Origin of the sequence: Lactonifactor longoviformis DSM 17459 (genome assembly GCF_900129135.1) — a bacterium.
Lineage (GTDB): Bacteria > Bacillota > Clostridia > Lachnospirales > Lachnospiraceae > Lactonifactor > Lactonifactor longoviformis.
The window spans coordinates 85,962-104,547 of the sequence record NZ_FQVI01000013.1 but is presented as its reverse complement, the minus strand read 5'-3'; the positions used below and the strand labels follow the sequence as shown (position 1 = coordinate 104,547).

Genomic DNA, 18,586 nt, shown 5'->3' with positions numbered 1-18,586 from the left:
AACCACCTCCTGCAAAACAGCTGTCTCTAAGCCAGTTCCGCGGCTTTCTGCTTCCGAACGATGCGCCAGCAGCAGAAGCAGCCGATTAAAAGAAGTACAATCAAAATCCCAAAGAGAATGTAGTAAGCATCATTTCCCCTGGTGTCCAGCAGGCTTCCGATAAACGGGCCAAGGACCAGATCCGGCAGTGCTCCCGCGAGAGCCGCCAGGCCGGTGGCAGTTCCTAAAAGGTGCTGCTTTACACCGATTTCCCCTATCACAGAGTACTTGATGGGATAAGACATCTGCACCAGAGCCGCGGGAATCAGGGTATAAATACTGATGAGCATCACGTTGGCATTATGAGGCATAATAAAGAGTCCCCCGATGATGACAGCCGTCACAAAGAATACCAGCATAATCCATTTTGTCGTGCCCTTAAACACTTTGTCTGCGATCAAACCGCCCACCAGCGCCAGGATCAAGAATATGTAAGTCCGAATAATGGCAAACACTCCGGACGCTTCCGGGGACACGCCCACTACGGCAGTTAAGAACGGAGTAAAGTAGGACATCATACTGTACATGCAGTAGGCAATCATACAGATTATCATCATCATCCATACACTGGGATTTTTTAATACCTCCGTAAGCTGGTTCATCTCTATGCCGCTGTGCTTTTTCTCTGTCTTAACCTGTGCCGCCTCCGGAGCCGTCAGCTCACTGTCAAACAAGAAGATAATCAGTACAGTGGCCAGAATGGTGGAGCCTGCTGCTACCAGTATTGCCATACGGAAGCTCATGACAGGATCTTCGAATCTTGTGGAGACCCACAGAGCCAGCGCCTCCAGCACAGCTGCACTGATGCCGTTAAAGGCATAGTACCAGCCAAAGGAGGATCCCGAACGGCCTGCTGTGCCGGTCTTATTCCCGATAATATTCAGCACCTTTGAAAAAATAGGCCAGTAGATGCCCATGGTTAAAAAGGCCAAAATGACCCAGATTAAGAGGGAAACAACATAATGCGTGCTTGCAAATGCATAGAGCAGTGTAACCGCCGTAGTGGCCAGAAGGGCAAAGATAAGTCCTTTTTTCGAGTTAATCTTGTCGCAGATCATACCGCAGGGGACGTCAAAAACCAGGGATGCCACGGAAAACACGGTCATCAATAGTGCTGATTGGGTATTCGTCATTCCGGTTACCTGCAGCTGCAAATCATAGAACACAAATTTAATATACGGAATAATAAAGATAGAGCCACCCGCAACTCCAAGTGCAAATAAAGTTGCATACAATTTAAATTTACTAATTTGAGTTTCCATATAGGTTTCTCCTTCCTCAAATAATAGGTTTTGCTCTCACGAAAACATCACACTGCACTTTAATAACCAATCATCTCCTTTCAGTCATTGTATAAAGTGCACAATTTTTATATATTCCAAACAACAAACAAGTACTAATTACACAATACCAATATTTTAGACCGATGTCAATATATTTTATTATAAAATATTATATATTATATTTTGCGTAATTATTGTATAAAATATATTTTACTTTTATACAGTATATGATATAATTGGAAGTATCATGGGCCTTGCTAAAGGGTCCTGAAGTAAGCCGTCAATTGACTTGGCCGGCTAATAAATCAAAGTGTTGAGGTGTATCATGGCAAAAGTGAAATCCCTCGTAGATCAGGTCTACGAGTACATAATTGAGAAAATAAAACTGGGGGAATTATCGGAGGGAGAAAAGATCGATGAGGCAGGGCTTATCAATGAGATTGGCACCAGCCGCACGCCTATCAGAGAAGCGCTGCTCCTGTTGGCAGCAGATCGTGTGCTGGACAATGTTCCCCGTAAGGGGTTTTTCGTTAAAAAACACAACCACGCGGAAGAAGTGAACGCATATTCCGTTATCGCCTGTCTGGAGACGTATGCCATCCGTCAGGTGCTGCCTGTTCTGAACGATTATGACTATGTGATTCTGTCAAATATGATCGATCTGATGGACACAGCGATCAATCTGAATGACTATCCCCACTATGTGGAACAGCAGGAAAAATTTCACGCCTACTGCATAAATAAAACAAATAATCAGACGTTAATTGAAGTCATTGAGTCCATCAAGCGTCAGTTTCCCAGACATACCTTTAACATTTCCCAGGCTTCTGATATGTATGATACCTTCCGCCGTTCCAATGAGGGGCACAGAGCCGTACTCTCTGCCATAAAAAGCAAAGACATACCGGCTCTGGAAAAGGCCGTGCTGAATCACTGGTGCTGGGACACCCAGACGGATTAAGTAAAGTTACTATTTAACAATTTTGAGTCAAATATTTCGTCAATATTATCCAAACATTATTTTTTTACAAAAATTCTATTGACAAGTTGATAGATACTGCACATACTAATGTTTAAAATTACATAACACCATTCTCCAGTACAGAACCCTTTCTGGTTTACAATCAACAAACAAGTACAAAATTGTAAATCACGGAAAAGAAAGGGGGTATACCAATGAGCACAATCCTGTTACAGCCGCAGAACTGTAAGTCCTGCGGTTACTGCATCAGAGCCTGCAGACAAAACGCACTTTTTTTCTCTGAAGAAACCAATACCAACGGATATCACATGGTCGATATTGAGAAAGAAAAATGTATAGGCTGCGGCATGTGCTACACAGTATGTCCAGATTATGTATTTAGTTTTGGGGAGGTGGGATAACTATGAAGCAGCTAATGAAGGGAAATAATGCCCTTGCGGAGGCAGCGGTCCGCGCCGGATGCCGGTTATTCGCGGGTTATCCTATCACTCCGCAGTCAGAGATCTTGGAGTATTTATCATGGAGACTGCCGCAGGCAGGGGGAGAATTTGTCCAGACAGAATCTGAGCTTGCCGGCATCAATATGATTATCGGAGGTGCCGCCGCCGGTCAGAGGGTTATGACCAGCTCCTCTGGACCGGGATTTTCACTGAAGCAGGAAGGAATTTCCTATCTTGCATCCATTGAACTCCCCGCAGTCATTGTGGACGTGGCCCGTTTCGGCATCGGGCTTGGAGATGTAACCGTAGGTCAGGGGGACTATTTCCAGACTACCAAAGGCGGCGGGCATGGAGGGTATTTCATCCCCGTTTACGCCCCGTCTTCCATTCAGGAAAATGCGGATTTTGTCGTAAAAGCCTTTGAGACTGCCGAAAAGTACCGCACCCCTGTCATTGTCTTGTCTGATGCCTCCATCGGTCAGATGTGCGGCTCCGTGGAGCTTCCCGAACAGCAGTATCCCAAACGGGATCGTTTTGACTGGGCCTTGGGAGCAGACGGAGACCGCCCCCCGATGGGCCGGAAGATGACAGACCGTATGTATACCGACTTTGCCTATGAAGAGTACGTTCCTCATATCTGCAGCCGTTATAATGAGATGAAGGAAAATGAACAGCTGTGGGAAGAAGTTCAGGCGGAAGACGCAGAAGTACTGCTTGTGTCCTATGGGATCAGCTCCCGCATCTGCAAAGAGGCGGTTAAGATAGGGCGCAGCCTTGGCCTGAAGCTGGGTCTGATCCGGCCCATGACTGTATGGCCCTTCCCCGTAAAAGCATTCCGGAAATACAACGGAAAAGTAAAAGGCTATCTGGCTGTAGAGATGATTCCCATCCCTCAGATGATAGAAGACGTATACCTTGCCGCTCACGGAGCTGCCCCTGTATATGCTATGCCTACAGGCAGAGAAATTGCGTCCAGTGAGGACATCATTGAGAATGTCAAAGCAATCCTGAACGGTACAAAGGAGGTATACTGATATGACAAAAAATATTCCTGCGCTTATTTCCGGTTCAAACAGCTTCTGTCCCGGCTGCGGCCATGGTATTATTATCCGTCTCATTGCAGAGGTGCTGGACGAGATGGGCATAAAACAGCAGGATGCCATCTGCGCCCTTGCGGTTGGATGTGCATGTCTTCTGAACAATACACTGAAGGTTGACCGGCTGGGCTGTCCCCACGGACGAGCGGGTGCCGGCGCTTCCGGCATCAAACGCTGCCGTCCCGATAAGCTTGTGTTCACCTATCAGGGAGACGGTGACGCCATCTCCATCGGATTTTCCGAGACGGTATATGCCGCGCAGCGCAATGAAAAAATAACTGCTATTATTGTAAATAACGGTGTCTTCGGCATGACCGGCGGACAGGCATCCCCAACCACCCTGATTGGGCAGAAGACAGCAACTACGGTCAACGGAAGGACTGCCGAGTTTAACGGTATGCCGGTAGATATTATGGATCATCTGCGTCCGGTTCCATCCGCCGCTTATCTGGCCCGCGGAAGTGTCCATGACGCCAAGAGTATACTCAAGACCAAACAATATATCCGCAGAGCCTTTGAGACACAGATATCCGGATCCGGGTACAGCTGTGTGGAGATTTTATCTCCCTGCCCCACAAACTGGCATATGGACCCAGTTACTGCTGCAGACCGCATTGCCTCTGAGGTAATTGCCGCCTATCCCTTAGGAGAGATTAAGACAGGAGGTGCTGCATCATGACAAAAGAATTTGTATTTGCAGGCTTCGGCGGACAGGGCGTTTTGACTGCCGGTATGATCCTGGCTTATTCCGGGGCAGCTAAGAATCTGGACGTCACATGGATTCCCTCCTACGGCTCTGAAATGCGTGGGGGTACTGCCAACTGTACGGTCAAGCTGGGCGACGAGGAGGTGGCCAGTCCATTCCCCAAAGCCCCTGACGTCTTGATCGCCATGAACGAACCTGCTTTGCTTAAATTTATGCCTATAGTAAAGCCGGGGGGAAGTATCATTATAAACAGTTCCATTGTAAAAACAGTTCCGGAGCCTGCCGGCGTAAAGGTATACTCTGTTCCGGCGAATGATATTGCCGCTGATTGTAAAAACGAGAGAAGCGCCAATCTCTGTGCACTTGGGGCTGCGATAGCCGCAGCCGGCGATCTCTTGACGCTGGAAGATGTGGAGAAAGGGCTTTGCGGGTATCTGGCAAAGATAAAAAATAATGAATCTAATATTGCAGTGTTAAAAGCCGGTTATCGGGCGGTTTCTGAATCTGCATAAGCTTACTCACTTTCGGCCGCTGCTATACAATAGCAGCGGCCGGAAAAATTTCTGATGCATATAAACTGACTTTGAGTCAAGGGCTGCCTATGGTTCATCTGCAAAAATCAGAGGAGATCTGTCACAATAGCCCGGGGAGTGAAAGCAGCTCCGCTTTCTTTGCTATCACGCACATCCCATACCCCGACAGCAGAACATCCTCGTCTCCCTGAAAAACAGTAACTTCCTTAAACGTCCCATCCTCCACAAACAATTCTTTCAGCGCCCCCCGGAGCGGCTCTTTCCCGGCTATCACCACTTTCATATTCTCCGTCACTGTCAGTGCCTTGCTTGTTTTCACTGCCAGGATGTCTGCTGCCATAACTGCTCCCAGCAGGAAACTGGCGCAGGAGGGCTGGCTGTCTGTGACAAATTGGCCGACGATCCGTGTCAGGAAAGCAGCTCTTGACAAGCCTGTCTCCCAGGTCTGCCTTGCCCCTGCAAGAAGCATCCCGCGGTTGTAGTCTCCCGTGACAAATTCCCGTTTCACGGCATCTGCAAGGATACTGTCCCTGGTCAGCAGAGCCAGCAATTCCCCTGCCAGTGAGGTCAGGCAGCCGGTCATCTTAAGATTTCTATCTACAGAGACAAACTTTGTATGGGATCCGGGCAGTACGTACAGGGTTTCCCCCTGAGGGCAGAGTTCCATTAAGGCTGCCGTCTCTGTCTCCTCTCCCCTCATGATGTCCATTTTTTCCAGGTTATCCAGACTGACTTTCCCAGTAAAATTTTTCATTCCCGGGATAAAGCAGATGGGTAATGGACAGATATCCTGAATCAGTATTTTTTTTACCCCCAGAGCAAAATCCTCCAAACCGGCAGGCGCAGTCAGATGGGGAACTTCCCAAAGTCCCACATTCGATGTGAGCATTCCGCAGGCGTAGACAGCCCACACCTCCCCGTAGGTAATACCGCTGCGATCCAGGATTTCTTCCAGCATGGATTTCACTGCTTTTTTCAGTCTGGCATTATTTCCGTCCCTGGCAGTGTCTTTTACACCCACCTCCGACTTCACGGCAGAGAGGAGTTCTTTATTTTCCCTCCACAGCGCCACCCTGGTATTGGTTGTGCCTCCGTCTATGGTAATCAGATATTTTTTCATTGCCACGTCCCGCCTCCCATTACCATTCCGCTATAGAGCCGTCTTCGTGCCTCCACACCGGATTCTTCCATTCATGGGGATTCTTATTTTCCTCCTCCATCAATTCTTTGTTTATCTCCATGCCCAATCCCGGTCCCTGCGGGAACTTGGCATACCCATTTTCAAAGGCATAGACCTGGGGATTTTTAATGAAGTCCAGAACCCCATGCCCCTGGTTGTAGTGGATCCCCATGCTCTGTTCCTGGATAAATGCGTTGTAACTGACTGCATCTACCTGCAGACAGGCGCTGAGGGCAACTGGTCCCAGCGGACAGTGCGGGGCGAGGGCCACATCATAGGCCTCCGCCATGGCTGCGATCTTCTTCACTTCCGTTATCCCCCCGGCATGGGACAGGTCCGGCTGGATGATATCCACACCCCCGGCATTTAACAGACGCCTGAAATCGTATTTTGTAAACAGGCGCTCCCCTGTGGCTATCGGGATATTGGCAATGCGCGCAATCTCTTTAAACTCCTCCATGTTCTCACAGAGCACCGGCTCTTCGATAAACATGGGGGCGAACTCTTCCAGTTTCTTGGCCAGAATCTTGGCCATGGGTTTATGGACGCGGCCATGGAAATCAATGGCAATGCCAAAGTATTTTCCGCATGCCTCCCGGATGGAAGCCACCCGTTCCAGCACCGCATCGATCTTGTCATAGCTGTCCACGATCTGCAGTTCCTCTGTGGCATTCATCTTCACTGCAGTGAAGCCAGCGTCCTTGCGCTCTTTCGCTGCCGCCGCCACATCGCTGGGCCGATCTCCGCCAACCCAGGAATACATGCGCATCTTTTCCCTGCACTTTCCCCCCAGAAGCTCGTAAACCGGTGCATTATACTTCTTTCCCTTGATATCCCAGAGTGCCTGGTCAATACCTGCCATGGCGCTCATCATCACAGGGCCGCCCCGATAGAATCCGGCCCTGTACAGCTTTGTCCAGATATCCTCTATATTGCCCGGGTCCTCGCCCATGAGGTAGGGCTTCATCTCCTCCACGCAAGCCTTGACAGTAGCTGCCCTGCCCTCAATGACAGGTTCTCCCCAGCCGGTATATCCGTCGTCTGTCTCTATTTCTACAAATCCCCATCTGGGACGTACCAGATAGGTGTGGATTTCTTTTATTTTCATGCTGTACTTCCTCCCTTGTGCATGTTTGGAAATCTAATCTTCTGCAAAATAGGCTCTGGGATTGCCCCTCATAAGCTGGTGAATTTCTCTATCCCCGAATCCCCGCTCCCTCAGCATTGGCAGAACATATCGGTGGATATAACGGCTGTTGTATTTGGCGTCGTCCGGATCCTGCCGCCGCTTTGTCTCCCACTCAAAAGTTCCCAGATCCACAAAGCTTACATAATCGTGGGAAATCATGAGCTGACCAATCCAGCCCCGGTCACACAGCTCTGCCAGGGTATTTACCCGCTCCTCCAGCGGGTTCTTGGCATCATCTCCGAAACGGTCAAGCCCAATCCAGCATCCCATTCGCAGCAGTTCTTCCAGATAAGAGAGGTCGTTGGTATCCCCGCAGTGTCCGATGAGCACCTTCCTGGGATTCAGCCCCTCTTTCTCAAAAATCTCCATCTGGCTGATTCCGCTTCGGTTCTTATACCAGCTGTGAGTAGCAATTGGCAGACCGCTGACTTTCGACGCCTTTGCGTGGGCTCTCAGCAGCGTTCGGTTCAAGTCCGTTACCCCAGGGGTATCCGTTCCGCACTTTATCAATCCCGGCTTAATATCTGTATCCTGTATCCCCTCTTCTATGTCTTTCATCAGCCATTTTACAAAGTTGTCTTCTGAGCGCCCGAACATCCACTGGTTTTCCGAATAGAAAAACCCGGTACTGGCTATAATCTGCATCCCAGTCCTCTCTGCCACATCCCTGATTGCGTGAATGTCCCGCCCCAGGCACACCGGGGTCTGCTCCACCAGAGTCTCCACGCCGATTTCCCTGGTACGCTTTACATCTTCGGATGCCCATTCTATGAAAGAATCATAGTCAAACCAATCTTTAAAGGACATGCGCATGGACCAATTGGCCTGCAGGATATGCTCGTGCATCAGTGTTGTCCCTAACTCATCTACAGGCACCAGGCCGCGCACCGTATGAATCATCTTCGGCATTTTATCCTCCCCCTTTCCAGCCCTGTACCTGATCAGCTCTTCAGGGCTTGTTCCACATAACTCCGTGCCAAAGCTGTTATTTTTGTAAACTCTCCCGCCTCCACAAGTTCCCTTCTGGTCAGCATGCCTCCCACTCCGGCGCCCACTGCACCGGCCTTGATGAACTCCCGGATATTTTCCGGGGAAACGCCGCCCACTGCCATGAAATCAATATGCCTGAGGGGCGCTTTCAATGCCTTGAGATAGGCGGCTCCCAGATTGGCGATTGGGAATAGCTTAATCATATCCGCACCTGCACGGTGTGCACTTGCAGCTTCGGTAGGAGTCATGGCTCCCGGCAGGGAGACCAGTCCGGCCTCCCGGGTATGACGGATAACCTCCGGGTTGGCGTCCGGCGATATAATATAGCCGGCGCCGGCCTTTTTTGCCAGATCCACCTGCTCTACTGTCATCACTGTTCCCGCCCCCGGCAGCACTCTGCCGCCAAAGCTTTCCCGAATTGCCCCGATAGCTTCCACAGTCTCCCCCCAGGCATCGGGCCTTGACTGGTCAAAAGTCACCTCAATCATATTGATGCCCCCTGCATACAGGGCATCTGCCAGCTGTATGCACTGCTTAGGATGAAATCCCCGGACGATGGCAATCACTTTTTTCTCCCTGATGTTTCTGATTATTTCTTCTCTGGTCATTTTATGCCGTCCACCTCTTTCCCTGCAGACTTATTCATTTGCAGAATGCTCTCCAGGCGCAGCAGTGTCTCCAGCATTGCCCGCCCTGTATGGTACATCCCTTTCCATGGATTTCCCAGCTGTGTCTCTACAGGGGAGCCGTCGAATCTCAGCAGCTGCCTCCACTCCCCTGCCTCATGGTTGATCATATAAGTGGTGTCAAACTCCCAGGTCTTTATAAATGCCTGTGCATAACGGGTGTCGCCCTCCTGCTGATAGGCATCCAAAAAGCCCACCAGCACTTCACAGTTCTGCCACCACTCCTTGTCCTTTACCAGGGGCCGGCCTTCATGGGGTCCATCCCTGTAGACGCCGCCGCGTTCATAGTCAAAGCCGTACCGCAAGGCATGTTCCACCAGGTTATGTGTGATTGGCAGGAAGTGATCCCTCTCATATCCAAGAATCTTCGCTGCATAGTTTAAAAGCCAGGCCAGTTCCACGTTATGGCCGTAGGAGGTAGTGTCTGTAGGGGTCTCCACCACTTCCCCCGTCTCCCGCTCCGCATTCCAGGTTCTCCGTATATTGATGGCCGGTTTCCGGTTAAAATGGATATCGAACTGATTATAGCCGCAGCCAATCTCCGTATCTACCATCTTAGTCAGTATTATATCAATGACCTCCTCCAGCTTTCTCCTGTGGATTTCCTGTCCCGAACATTCGTAAAGAGCGGTAAAAGCCTCCATAGTGTGCATATGAATATCCAGGGATTTCAAATCCCCTGCTGCAAATCCCGGCGGGGACAGGGAAAAATCCTGTTCCAGATTCTCATAGTATCCGCCGTTAGCCGTATCCGTACAAAACTTCTGCAGCAAGTCAAAGGTCCGGCAGGCATAGTCAAGTCCCTCCGGGTCATTGCTGGCCAGGGTATACTCCGACAGTGCATAGATAGCAAAGGTCTGTCCATATACCACCTTCCCCTTATCCAGAGCCGCTCCCCTGCGGTCAGTCTTCCAGAACCAGCCGCCGAACTCTGTATCCCAGAAATGCCGGATGAAAAACTGGACTCCCTGCCTGGCCTTCTCCAGATACTCGGCTTTTTTATACTTTCTGGCATACGCAGAGTAGGCCCAGATCATCCTGGTCTGCGTCACAATGTATTTGTCCGCGTCCTCATTGACTTTACCCTGGCTGTCACAGCATACCAGGTATCCTCCGTACTTGGGATCAATGCCCCGTTCCTCCCAGAACGGAAGCAGTTCATGATCCACATGTTCTTTTATCTGGCGGTATACCTCCGTCAGAATCTCTTTCATGACTATCCCTTCCTCCCTCACTGCCCTGTATGGGTACAGCGCTTGAATTCTTCATAAATTTGCTGATTCAGCTTTTTGACAGTCTCTTCCTCCACCTTTACCAGGTCCCGGTCATAGGTCAGAAGCCCGTTCACCTCTTCCTCCACATCACTTACCTGTGTGTAGACCGTACCGCACAAACCTTTGCTTATTCCCTTTATGATGTCAGTCTCAAGCAATTCTCTGTAGCCTTTGGTCAGTTCCTGTTTGGTCTGGTAAATCCGGTAGCCGTAGACTTCACTGCAGAAGCTGTGACCTTCTATCCGCCGGGAGTATCCCCCATATTCCGTGAGCGCCACCACCCGGTCTTTCCTGGGCCTAACTTTCAGCCTCCGCCAATAATTGTGGATACTGTACATGTCCCCGCCGCCCTGGTCAAACCAGCCGCTTGCCTCGTCGATCAGCCGCAGGGGATCCAGCTTCCTGACCCTGGCAGTTGCCTCTGCCGCATCAAACTGGCCCCATCCCTCGTTGAAGGGTACCCAGGCAGCGATACTGGGCACATTGTACAGATGAGCAATGGCGGCTTTCAGTTCCCTGTAATACTGCGCCCTCCCGGCTTTTTCCCTGCGGGCAAATGCCCTGTATTTATTGTCCTTCACCAGGCGTCCGAAGGGCATCCAGAAATTAGGCATAAAGCAGATAAACTTCATATGATAATTACTGCCGCCGTTTACCATGTCCTGCCACACCAGCATTCCAATCTGATCACAATGGTAATACCACCGGGCAGGTTCTACCTTAATGTGCTTGCGGATCATGTTAAAACCCAGCTCTTTCATTTTTAGAATGTCATAGCGGAGAGCCTGGTCTGTGGGCGCAGTATACAGTCCGTCCGGCCAGTATCCCTGATCCAGCAGCCCGTTGTGGAAATAGGGTTTGTTATTCAGCATAAACCGCAGAATCCCCTTTTCATCCCTTCCTACAGAAAACTTGCGCATAGCAAAATAAGTGCGGACGCAGTCCTCTCCCATAGTGATCTCCATATGGTATAAATGAGGGGTTTCCGGGGACCAGCTTTTAAAACCTTTTATTTTTATATCCTTTTTCTTATCTGCAGCCATACAGGCGGAGACAATCTCGCAGTCACCGTCAAAGATTCTTATCCTCACGTCCTTTCCTCTGTGTCCCGTACTGAACACTTTTATGCCAATGGATCCATTGTCATAATCCGGATCCAGCTTCACCCGTTCAATGCAGCATTCTGGTACACTTTCCAACCAGACAGTCTGCCAGATTCCACTCTGGGCAGTGTACCACATACCTCCACGTCCCAGCTTCTGTTTCCCCCTTGAGAGATAGGAGGTATCCGAGTAATCTCTCACCGTCAGGGTCAGTTCGTTGGCCCCCTTTGCCAGATATTCTGTGATATCAAAGCAAAATGGGAGGTAGCCCCCCACATGGCTGCCAACACGGCTGCCATTTAAAAACACTTCGCAGACCTGGTCCACTGCTCCAAAGTGGAGCAGAACGCGCTTTTGGAGAAAACCCTCCGGCAATGTAAACTGCGTTTTATAATGAAGGTATTCGTCCGGCCTGGTCTGTCTGTGTACCCCAGAAAGAAATGCCTCCGGAGAGAAGGGAACCAGAATTTTCCCGTCGTACTTCACAGGTGCTTTTTTCTCAAAATTTATGGCATAATCCCAGTAGCCATTCAGGTTCAGATAACTGTCTCTGACCATCTGGGGACGGGGGTATTCCTGCAAAGGCTTATCTGTGTCCAGGTTTTTCCCCCACCTGGTAAATAGCTGATGGTTCATCCATTCTCCTCCTGTTTTGCTGCGGATATCCTATTCTATGTTCCTATGGTTTGCTTCCATATCATCGTAAGTCAAACCCATCTCATCTTTTATCAGGATTGCCGCTATGTCCATAAGCAGATACAAGTGCTGTTCATAGAGGTTCCCCATGGGCTGTATGGTAGGAACCACATCATGCTGCCTGGGTGCGTCCGGATCATCCCTGTCCTTCCCCATATAGACGGCAGCCGGAATAAAAAGTACAAAATCCGCAAAGTTTTTCACATTGCCCCCTTCGGGAAGACCGGTAATAATTGCCACTTTAGCGCCTGTCTTAGAAGCCCGCTCCTCAATACGCCTGTGGATTCCCACATCCCCGAACCCGTCAGAGATGATTAAAAGATCCCCCTCATGCATTCCTATAGTGGTGTCATCCATCAGCCAGTACGTGGGTTTCCCCAGATGGGCCAGACGCATGGCGAATCCCCGCAGGGAAATCCCCTCCCGGCCTGCTCCATGGACAAATATCTTGTTGGATGTTACAATCAAATCCACAAATCCCTTCAGCTGTTCCATATCCAGTTTTTCAAACACAGCTTCATGCTCCTGGATAATCGCCTGGTAATACTTTCTATATGTATCTATATAACTCACATGAACCACCTGCCCTTCTGGTCTGCCTGCTATTCTAATGGGGAAAGGACACTTTCATCCTTGGTGATAATGATTTTTATGGCCTTCTTACTCCTGGCCAGGTCAAATCCTTTCCGCCAATCTTCCAGCCTGATATGATGGGAAATCATGCCCTTTAAGTCTACTTTCCCCAGTTCTAACAGCCGCAGCACATTTTTCCATGAATTGTAATCATAGCCAAAATGTCCGATCAGTGACACGCCTCTGTCTGTAAAGGGATCAAGGGTCTGCTCATACGGCCGTTTGTCATAGCCGATACGCACAATTCTGCCCCCGGTGCGCACGATTTGCACTGCCTGCCTCATAACCGCATTTACCCCGGCCGCATCAATGCAAACCGCTGCCATATCTCCTTTGGTAATCCTTTTTATCTCTTCATATACATCCTGCTTATCTGATTTAATGATGTGGTTAGCTCCGTACTTCTCAGCGATCTTAAACCGCTCCTCATCTGCCTCCAGACCGATGGCAATGATGTTGGCACATCCCGCCAGCCTGGCAATTTGGATGGCGAATAACCCTAAAGGACCTACGCCGTACACGATAATATCCTCGCCCGGCAAAATCCGTCCCTCCTGAATTACTGCCTTATACGCATTACAAATGGGATCCAGGATTGCCGCCTCGTCGAAGCTTACTGTTTCCGGAATGGCAAAGAGGGTGTTAGGGTTCCGTGCAAGCAGCTCCCCGTCGATTCTCACATAGTCTGTAAACCCGCCGTCCATGCCATAGCCCAGCCCTTTGCGGTCAGGACAGCTTAAAAACTGTCCGTTGCTGCATGCATGACATTTCCCGCACACATAGCCGGTGTTATCTGAAACTACCCGATCTCCCACTTTCCAGTCCCTTACATTCTTACCAGCTTTGGCAATGACACCTGAAAATTCATGCCCTAAGACAACCGGACAATTCAGATGGTTGGGATGGTCACCATTATCGTAAGCAATATCCGATCCGCAGATTCCGGCAGCCTTTACTTCTATAAGTATGTCATCATCGCCTATTTCCGGGACTGGAACTTCCCGAAGTTCCGTCTCCCTTGGCCCTGTCCCATATTTCACTAGTGCTAACATCCAACCTTCCTCCTTACTCTTATGTTCAATGCAATCTTTTCTGGTTTACGCAGCCTCTTCCTGTTTCCAGGTATGCTTTTTGCCTTTTCCAATCTTCAGTACATCCGACTGAACACCAATGGAAATCAGAACCAGGAGTCCCATGATAATATTCTGCCACCAAGAATTCAAGTTTCCTGCAAAGTTAAATATCGTATTGATTGTAGCAATTACCAGAATTCCAAAAAATGTCCCGCTGAATTTGCCCTCTCCCCCTGAAAGCTTAATTCCGCCCAGAGCACACATGGCAATTGCCGTGGTCTCCCATGTATCACCTGCAGTAGGCTGTGCGGTATAGAGTCTGTTTGCCAGCAGCATACCTGCCAATGCGGCGAAAAATCCGCACATTACATAGCAGAGAATCTTAATCTTATCTACCTTAAGCCCCATCATCTTGGCCGCCTCTTCATTACCGCCCACGGCATAGATGCCCATGCCAAACTTTGTATTATGGGACAGGTGCATACAAATCAAAGTTGCAATCACCAGAAAATACACCAGAATATTAATTCCAAAAATTTTCGTATTCCCCAAAGCGATCAGCGCATCGTTGCTGACAGACACCGGTTTTTTGTTTGTCATCAGCAGTACGATACCCCGGACACCCAGCATAGTAGCTAGGGTTGCCACCCAGGAGGATATCCTCATCTTCGCTACCATAAACCCATTTAAGAATCCGCAGAATATACCTGCTAAAAGCCCCAGTACAATACCCAGGATAGGATTCTGAGCGCCGAACATTGCCATAATCACACCGCCAAGGGCCATAACTGCGCCTACAGACAGATCGATCTGGGCAATCAGAATGACGAACGTCATACCCAATGCCAGGAATCCGCCGTCGCTGGCCGCTTTCCGGAACAGATTGGCTATGGAGTCAAAAGATGCAAAACTCCTGCCGGAAAAAACTATACTGGAAAATATAAAGAGAATCAAAAATGCCGCGATGGAGCTTTTTGAACTGAACCATTGGTAAATATTTTTTGCTTTATTCATTTCAACCCCTCCTTAAGCAGCCTTATCGCGCTGAATATATACGGCAAAGATAATAATGAAAGCCTTCAATACCTGTGCATATTCATACGTAATATTATTCATGTTAACAGTAATGGTAATCAGCAGCATGATCAGCGCGCCGATCACCGTGCCGAAGATCTTGGCTCGTCCGCCAGACATACATGTCCCGCCGACTGCAACCGCCGCAATGGCATCCAGTTCAGAGAGAAGTCCCAGGGAGTTTCCGTCAGCAGCACCGATCTTAGCTGTGGCAAAGATACCCGCGATCGCTGCCAGAACAGCACTGGAGATATAAACAATCATCAGGGTCCTTGTAGAATTAATGCCTGCAAGCTGCGCTGAACTGGGGTTGTCTCCTACCGCCTGAATATGCCGGCCGAGAATGGTCTTCTCCAGTACAAACCATACGATTGCCACCGCCAGTACAATGGGAATAATCTGGATGGGGATTCCCCCCAGGCTGGCACTTCCCAGCATCTTAAAGGAATCTGCGTTGTCACCTGAAATATAGATAATCTTGGCATCATTTAAAATCTGGGCAACGCCCCTGACGCCAATCATCAGTGCCAGTGTCACTACCATTGCCTGGACACGGAGCTTTCCTACCATAAATCCGGCAATCGCACCTGAGAGGGCGCCCACAAAGATTGCCGCTATACAGGCTGTCAGCACGCCATAGGGAAGCAGTTTGACTGTTACTATGCCTGCCAGGGCCATCACTGCGCCTACAGAAATGTCAATTCCTCCTGTAGAAATGACCATGGTCATGCCCATTCCTGTGAGAATAATAGTACAGGACTGGATAATAATGTTGCGGACTGTTCCCATGCTGAAAAAGTTGGGTGTAATCACTGCGTTTATTACAAGGAAAACCAACAGGAGAATGACAGCACTGTACTTTTTTAAAGTAGCAACTGTATCTGCTTTGGTTCTGACTGTATTACTCATTTGCTGCACCTCCAATGTTCTCTAATTCTCCTCCGCCGCTGGCGATAATCTCCATCACCTTATCCTGATGGATATCATCCCCTATGAGCTCACCCAGCTTGCGCCCTTCCCGCATAACTACTACCCGGTCACAGTTACGCTCCAGCTCAGCAATCTCAGAGGAAATCATAAGAATGCTGATTCCCTGTGAGGCAAGCTCCTGAATCAGTGCTTCTATCTCTGCTTTTGCGCCCACATCAATGCCCCGGGTAGGCTCGTCCATAATCACCAGCTTGGGATTCATACAAAGCCATCTTGCCAGAAGTACCTTCTGCTGATTGCCCCCGCTTAAATTCCTGATGGGCTGGTTTTGTGTGGGTGTCTTGATTGCCAGGCGTTTGATATACTCATCTACGATTTGTCTCTGTTTTGAGGCAGATACAACGCCCATCTTACTGATCTGAGGAAGCAGGGCAATGGTCATATTCTCACGCACGGACAGATGGGGGATAATTCCCTCCACTTTTCTGTCCTCTGTGCAGAATCCCATCCCAAGTCCAATGGCGTCTTTGGGATTTTTAAATTTCTGCTCCTGACCCATCCAGAAGATTTCTCCTTCATCCGGCTGCGTCGCCCCAAATAATACCTTGCTAAGTTCCGTACGCCCGGAACCAAGCAGTCCGGCCAGCCCTAAGACCTCTCCCTTTTTAATGGTAATACCGAGGCCGTTCAGACGGGTTCCCTGCCGGATGTCCTTCATTTCAACGAGAGTTTCCGCATTCTCAAGAGTATATCCCTTCTTGGTGCGCTCAAGCTGTTTTGCCTCTTTGCCAATCATGAGATTAATCAGCCTGAGCTGGTCGATCTCGCCGATGTCTACCTCTCCTGACAGAGTCCCGTCCTTGAGGATTGTCACATGTTCACAGATTTCAAAAATTTCATCCAGGCGATGGCTTATAAATATAACGGCAATATTTTTTGCCTTTAATTTCTTTATAATGTCAAACAACACCCGCACTTCTTTAGTATCCAGGGAAGAAGTCGGCTCATCCATAATCACTAACTTTGCATTTACTGAAATCGCGCGGCCAATAGCAACCATCTGCTGGATAGCCGTGCCATAAGCAGAAAGGGGGGCAGTAACATTGATGTGGATTCCCAAATCTGCCAACACCTGTTCACAGCCCGTGATCATTGCCTTGCGGTCAATGACTCCTGTTTTGGTTCTTGGTTCTCTTCCAAGATACATGTTCTCATACACTGTCTGAAATGGTACAAGGTTTAATTCCTGATAAATCGTACTGATGCCTGCATTCTGCGCTTCCAGCGCAGTCTTAGGATTAAGCTCTTTCCCATCGAAGGTGATGCTCCCCTCGTCTCTCTGATAAATCCCGGTTAGTGTCTTAATCAGCGTAGATTTTCCGGCGCCGTTCTCTCCCATCAATGCATGGACTTCCCCTTCTGCCACAAAGAAGTCCACTCCCTTCAGGGCCCGGACCCCAGGGAAATTCTTTACGATTCCCCGCATCTCTAACAATATCTTATTCCTAGCCATAAATTCTCTCCAATCATAGAAACGACCATTCCATTTATACTTTTTGAAATATAGACAGAATGGTCATTACACTATTTAGTATCTGCCTTTTGAAACAGCATACTGTTTTTTCGCATTATTTAGAATCCAGCGTCTACACTAGCATTGTCTTTCGTATACAGTGTATCTTCGTTTGTGTAAGAAGCGTCAACTTTCTGTCCGCTTTCAATTTTTGCACAGAGTTCAAATGCCGGTTCGCCGAACAGAGGGGAACAGGAACAGGATGCCAGCTGCTCTCCTGCAAGGATAGATTCCATGGCAGCCTTTGGACCATCAATACCTACAACATAGATGTCTTTTCCCGGTGTATAGCCTGCTGCTTTAATGGCAGCGATTGCGCCCTGGGCCATATCGTCATTGTGGCAGTATACAGCGTCAATCTCATCGCCCTGCGCCTGAAGGATATTGGCCATAACGTCCTGGGCCTCATCCATTACATAGTTGGCAACCTGATCTGCCACTACTTTCATGTCGGTACCTTCAATTGCGTCCATAAAGCCTTTTTGACGGTCATTTGTAGAAGTTGCTCCCTGTGTTCCCTGAAGGATTGCAATGTTGCCTTTCCCCCCTAAGGTTTCAGTAATAATCTTTGCGCACTGCTCTGCCTCCCATACGAAGTCAGACATGATCTGGCTTGTGTATAACTGGCCTGCTTCCCCGTTTACAGAACGGTCAACCAGAATAACCGGAACATCTTTGTCCATAGCAGACTGAAGCGCTGCCTGAAGTCCGTCTTCCTCCTGGGGGGCAATAATCAAATAGTCAGCACCCTGTGCAACCATATCCTCAATATCCGATGCCTGTTTTGCTATGTCAGCGGAAGCATCTGTGTAAATAAGTTTTACCCCATACTTTTCAGCTGCTGCCTGCATAGATTCCGTCTCAGCGATTCTCCAACTATTTCCATTGTCGCACTGAGAGAATCCAATTGTCTTGCCTTTCAGCACGCTCATGTCCACCTCGCCGGAGCTCTGGGGATCCGCTGCTTCCTTGTCATCTTTTGCCGGCGCCTCGGCGGCAGCAGCAGGTGCCTCGTCTTTTTCTCCTCCGCATGCAGCAAGGGCTAACCCCATGGTCAATGCTAGTACCAGACTCAAAGCTTTCTTCCTCATAGTCTCTTCCTCCT

General features: G+C 49.1%; 18 protein-coding genes. 5 read left to right on the top strand and 13 right to left on the bottom strand.

Annotated features, from left to right (window positions below; genetic code table 11):
- Positions 1–26 precede the first annotated feature (26 nt).
- Positions 27–1,301: an MFS transporter gene (locus tag BUA56_RS13105; protein WP_072852453.1), complete on the bottom strand. Its 1,275-nt coding sequence runs from the start codon at positions 1,299–1,301 to the stop codon at positions 27–29.
- Positions 1,302–1,647: 346 nt separating this feature from the next.
- On the opposite strand from BUA56_RS13105, the gene BUA56_RS13100 reads away from it, so the two are divergent.
- The 5 genes from BUA56_RS13100 to BUA56_RS13080 all read left to right on the top strand — a co-directional run bounded on the left by BUA56_RS13100 (position 1,648) and on the right by BUA56_RS13080 (position 5,059).
- The gene (locus BUA56_RS13100) at positions 1,648–2,283 is read left to right on the top strand and encodes a GntR family transcriptional regulator (RefSeq protein WP_072852451.1); all 636 of its coding nucleotides are present in this window, start codon (positions 1,648–1,650) and stop codon (positions 2,281–2,283) included.
- A 215-nt stretch (positions 2,284–2,498) separates the two neighbouring features.
- Positions 2,499–2,705 carry a 4Fe-4S dicluster domain-containing protein gene (locus tag BUA56_RS13095; protein WP_072852449.1) on the top strand — a complete coding sequence of 69 codons (207 nt, stop codon included), beginning with the start codon at positions 2,499–2,501 and terminating at the stop codon, positions 2,703–2,705.
- A 2-nt stretch (positions 2,706–2,707) separates the two neighbouring features.
- Positions 2,708–3,778: a 3-methyl-2-oxobutanoate dehydrogenase subunit VorB gene (vorB, locus tag BUA56_RS13090; RefSeq protein ID WP_072852447.1), complete on the top strand. Its 1,071-nt coding sequence runs from the start codon at positions 2,708–2,710 to the stop codon at positions 3,776–3,778.
- Between the two features lies 1 nt (position 3,779).
- Complete coding sequence (locus BUA56_RS13085; RefSeq protein ID WP_072852445.1) at positions 3,780–4,520, top strand: thiamine pyrophosphate-dependent enzyme; 741 nt, start codon at positions 3,780–3,782, stop codon at positions 4,518–4,520.
- A complete protein-coding gene (locus BUA56_RS13080; RefSeq protein WP_084067926.1) occupies positions 4,517–5,059 on the top strand; it encodes a 2-oxoacid:acceptor oxidoreductase family protein in 543 nt (180 codons plus the stop codon). Before BUA56_RS13085 ends, BUA56_RS13080 begins: the two co-directional genes overlap by 4 nt.
- A 121-nt stretch (positions 5,060–5,180) precedes the next feature.
- On the opposite strand, the gene BUA56_RS13075 is transcribed toward BUA56_RS13080, so the two are convergent.
- From BUA56_RS13075 to BUA56_RS13020, 12 genes are all read right to left on the bottom strand, one after another.
- Entirely contained in the window at positions 5,181–6,200 is a 1,020-nt protein-coding gene (locus BUA56_RS13075) for a 2-dehydro-3-deoxygalactonokinase (RefSeq protein ID WP_072852441.1), read from the bottom strand.
- Positions 6,201–6,219: 19 nt separating this feature from the next.
- Positions 6,220–7,368 (bottom strand): galactonate dehydratase, encoded by a 1,149-nt coding sequence (gene dgoD, locus BUA56_RS13070; protein ID WP_072852439.1) that lies wholly within the window; start codon positions 7,366–7,368, stop codon positions 6,220–6,222.
- Between the two features lie 33 nt (positions 7,369–7,401).
- Positions 7,402–8,358 (bottom strand): phosphotriesterase family protein, encoded by a 957-nt coding sequence (locus BUA56_RS13065; protein WP_084067925.1) that lies wholly within the window; start codon positions 8,356–8,358, stop codon positions 7,402–7,404.
- A 32-nt stretch (positions 8,359–8,390) separates the two neighbouring features.
- Positions 8,391–9,047, bottom strand: a complete 657-nt coding sequence (locus tag BUA56_RS13060; protein WP_072852437.1) for a bifunctional 4-hydroxy-2-oxoglutarate aldolase/2-dehydro-3-deoxy-phosphogluconate aldolase — start codon at positions 9,045–9,047, stop codon at positions 8,391–8,393.
- Positions 9,044–10,339 (bottom strand): AGE family epimerase/isomerase, encoded by a 1,296-nt coding sequence (locus tag BUA56_RS13055; RefSeq protein ID WP_072852435.1) that lies wholly within the window; start codon positions 10,337–10,339, stop codon positions 9,044–9,046. The genes BUA56_RS13060 and BUA56_RS13055 overlap by 4 nt, the downstream gene beginning before the upstream one ends.
- Before the next feature lie 17 nt (positions 10,340–10,356).
- Entirely contained in the window at positions 10,357–12,138 is a 1,782-nt protein-coding gene (locus tag BUA56_RS13050) for a glycoside hydrolase family 2 protein (protein WP_072852433.1), read from the bottom strand.
- A 30-nt stretch (positions 12,139–12,168) separates the two neighbouring features.
- Entirely contained in the window at positions 12,169–12,771 is a 603-nt protein-coding gene (locus BUA56_RS13045) for a phosphoheptose isomerase family protein (RefSeq protein WP_072852431.1), read from the bottom strand.
- Positions 12,772–12,800: 29 nt separating this feature from the next.
- Positions 12,801–13,883, bottom strand: coding sequence for a zinc-binding dehydrogenase (locus tag BUA56_RS13040; RefSeq protein ID WP_072852429.1), 1,083 nt, complete (start codon positions 13,881–13,883; stop codon positions 12,801–12,803).
- Between the two features lie 45 nt (positions 13,884–13,928).
- Positions 13,929–14,918: an ABC transporter permease gene (locus BUA56_RS13035; protein ID WP_072852427.1), complete on the bottom strand. Its 990-nt coding sequence runs from the start codon at positions 14,916–14,918 to the stop codon at positions 13,929–13,931.
- A gap of 12 nt (positions 14,919–14,930) precedes the next feature.
- Complete coding sequence (locus tag BUA56_RS13030; protein ID WP_072852425.1) at positions 14,931–15,887, bottom strand: ABC transporter permease; 957 nt, start codon at positions 15,885–15,887, stop codon at positions 14,931–14,933.
- Entirely contained in the window at positions 15,880–17,421 is a 1,542-nt protein-coding gene (locus BUA56_RS13025) for a sugar ABC transporter ATP-binding protein (RefSeq protein ID WP_072852423.1), read from the bottom strand. The genes BUA56_RS13030 and BUA56_RS13025 overlap by 8 nt, the downstream gene beginning before the upstream one ends.
- A gap of 119 nt (positions 17,422–17,540) precedes the next feature.
- Positions 17,541–18,572: an ABC transporter substrate-binding protein gene (locus tag BUA56_RS13020; protein WP_072852421.1), complete on the bottom strand. Its 1,032-nt coding sequence runs from the start codon at positions 18,570–18,572 to the stop codon at positions 17,541–17,543.
- Positions 18,573–18,586 lie beyond the last annotated feature (14 nt).

Coding starts and splice junctions, on each gene's coding strand:
- BUA56_RS13105 (WP_072852453.1), bottom strand. CDS start 1,301: ATGGAAACTCAAATTAGTAAATTTAAATTGTATGCAACTTTATTTGCA.
- BUA56_RS13100 (WP_072852451.1), top strand. CDS start 1,648: ATGGCAAAAGTGAAATCCCTCGTAGATCAGGTCTACGAGTACATAATT.
- BUA56_RS13095 (WP_072852449.1), top strand. CDS start 2,499: ATGAGCACAATCCTGTTACAGCCGCAGAACTGTAAGTCCTGCGGTTAC.
- vorB (WP_072852447.1), top strand. CDS start 2,708: ATGAAGCAGCTAATGAAGGGAAATAATGCCCTTGCGGAGGCAGCGGTC.
- BUA56_RS13085 (WP_072852445.1), top strand. CDS start 3,780: ATGACAAAAAATATTCCTGCGCTTATTTCCGGTTCAAACAGCTTCTGT.
- BUA56_RS13080 (WP_084067926.1), top strand. CDS start 4,517: ATGACAAAAGAATTTGTATTTGCAGGCTTCGGCGGACAGGGCGTTTTG.
- BUA56_RS13075 (WP_072852441.1), bottom strand. CDS start 6,200: ATGAAAAAATATCTGATTACCATAGACGGAGGCACAACCAATACCAGG.
- dgoD (WP_072852439.1), bottom strand. CDS start 7,368: ATGAAAATAAAAGAAATCCACACCTATCTGGTACGTCCCAGATGGGGA.
- BUA56_RS13065 (WP_084067925.1), bottom strand. CDS start 8,358: ATGCCGAAGATGATTCATACGGTGCGCGGCCTGGTGCCTGTAGATGAG.
- BUA56_RS13060 (WP_072852437.1), bottom strand. CDS start 9,047: ATGACCAGAGAAGAAATAATCAGAAACATCAGGGAGAAAAAAGTGATT.
- BUA56_RS13055 (WP_072852435.1), bottom strand. CDS start 10,339: ATGAAAGAGATTCTGACGGAGGTATACCGCCAGATAAAAGAACATGTG.
- BUA56_RS13050 (WP_072852433.1), bottom strand. CDS start 12,138: ATGAACCATCAGCTATTTACCAGGTGGGGGAAAAACCTGGACACAGAT.
- BUA56_RS13040 (WP_072852429.1), bottom strand. CDS start 13,883: ATGTTAGCACTAGTGAAATATGGGACAGGGCCAAGGGAGACGGAACTT.
- BUA56_RS13035 (WP_072852427.1), bottom strand. CDS start 14,918: ATGAATAAAGCAAAAAATATTTACCAATGGTTCAGTTCAAAAAGCTCC.
- BUA56_RS13030 (WP_072852425.1), bottom strand. CDS start 15,887: ATGAGTAATACAGTCAGAACCAAAGCAGATACAGTTGCTACTTTAAAA.
- BUA56_RS13025 (WP_072852423.1), bottom strand. CDS start 17,421: ATGGCTAGGAATAAGATATTGTTAGAGATGCGGGGAATCGTAAAGAAT.
- BUA56_RS13020 (WP_072852421.1), bottom strand. CDS start 18,572: ATGAGGAAGAAAGCTTTGAGTCTGGTACTAGCATTGACCATGGGGTTA.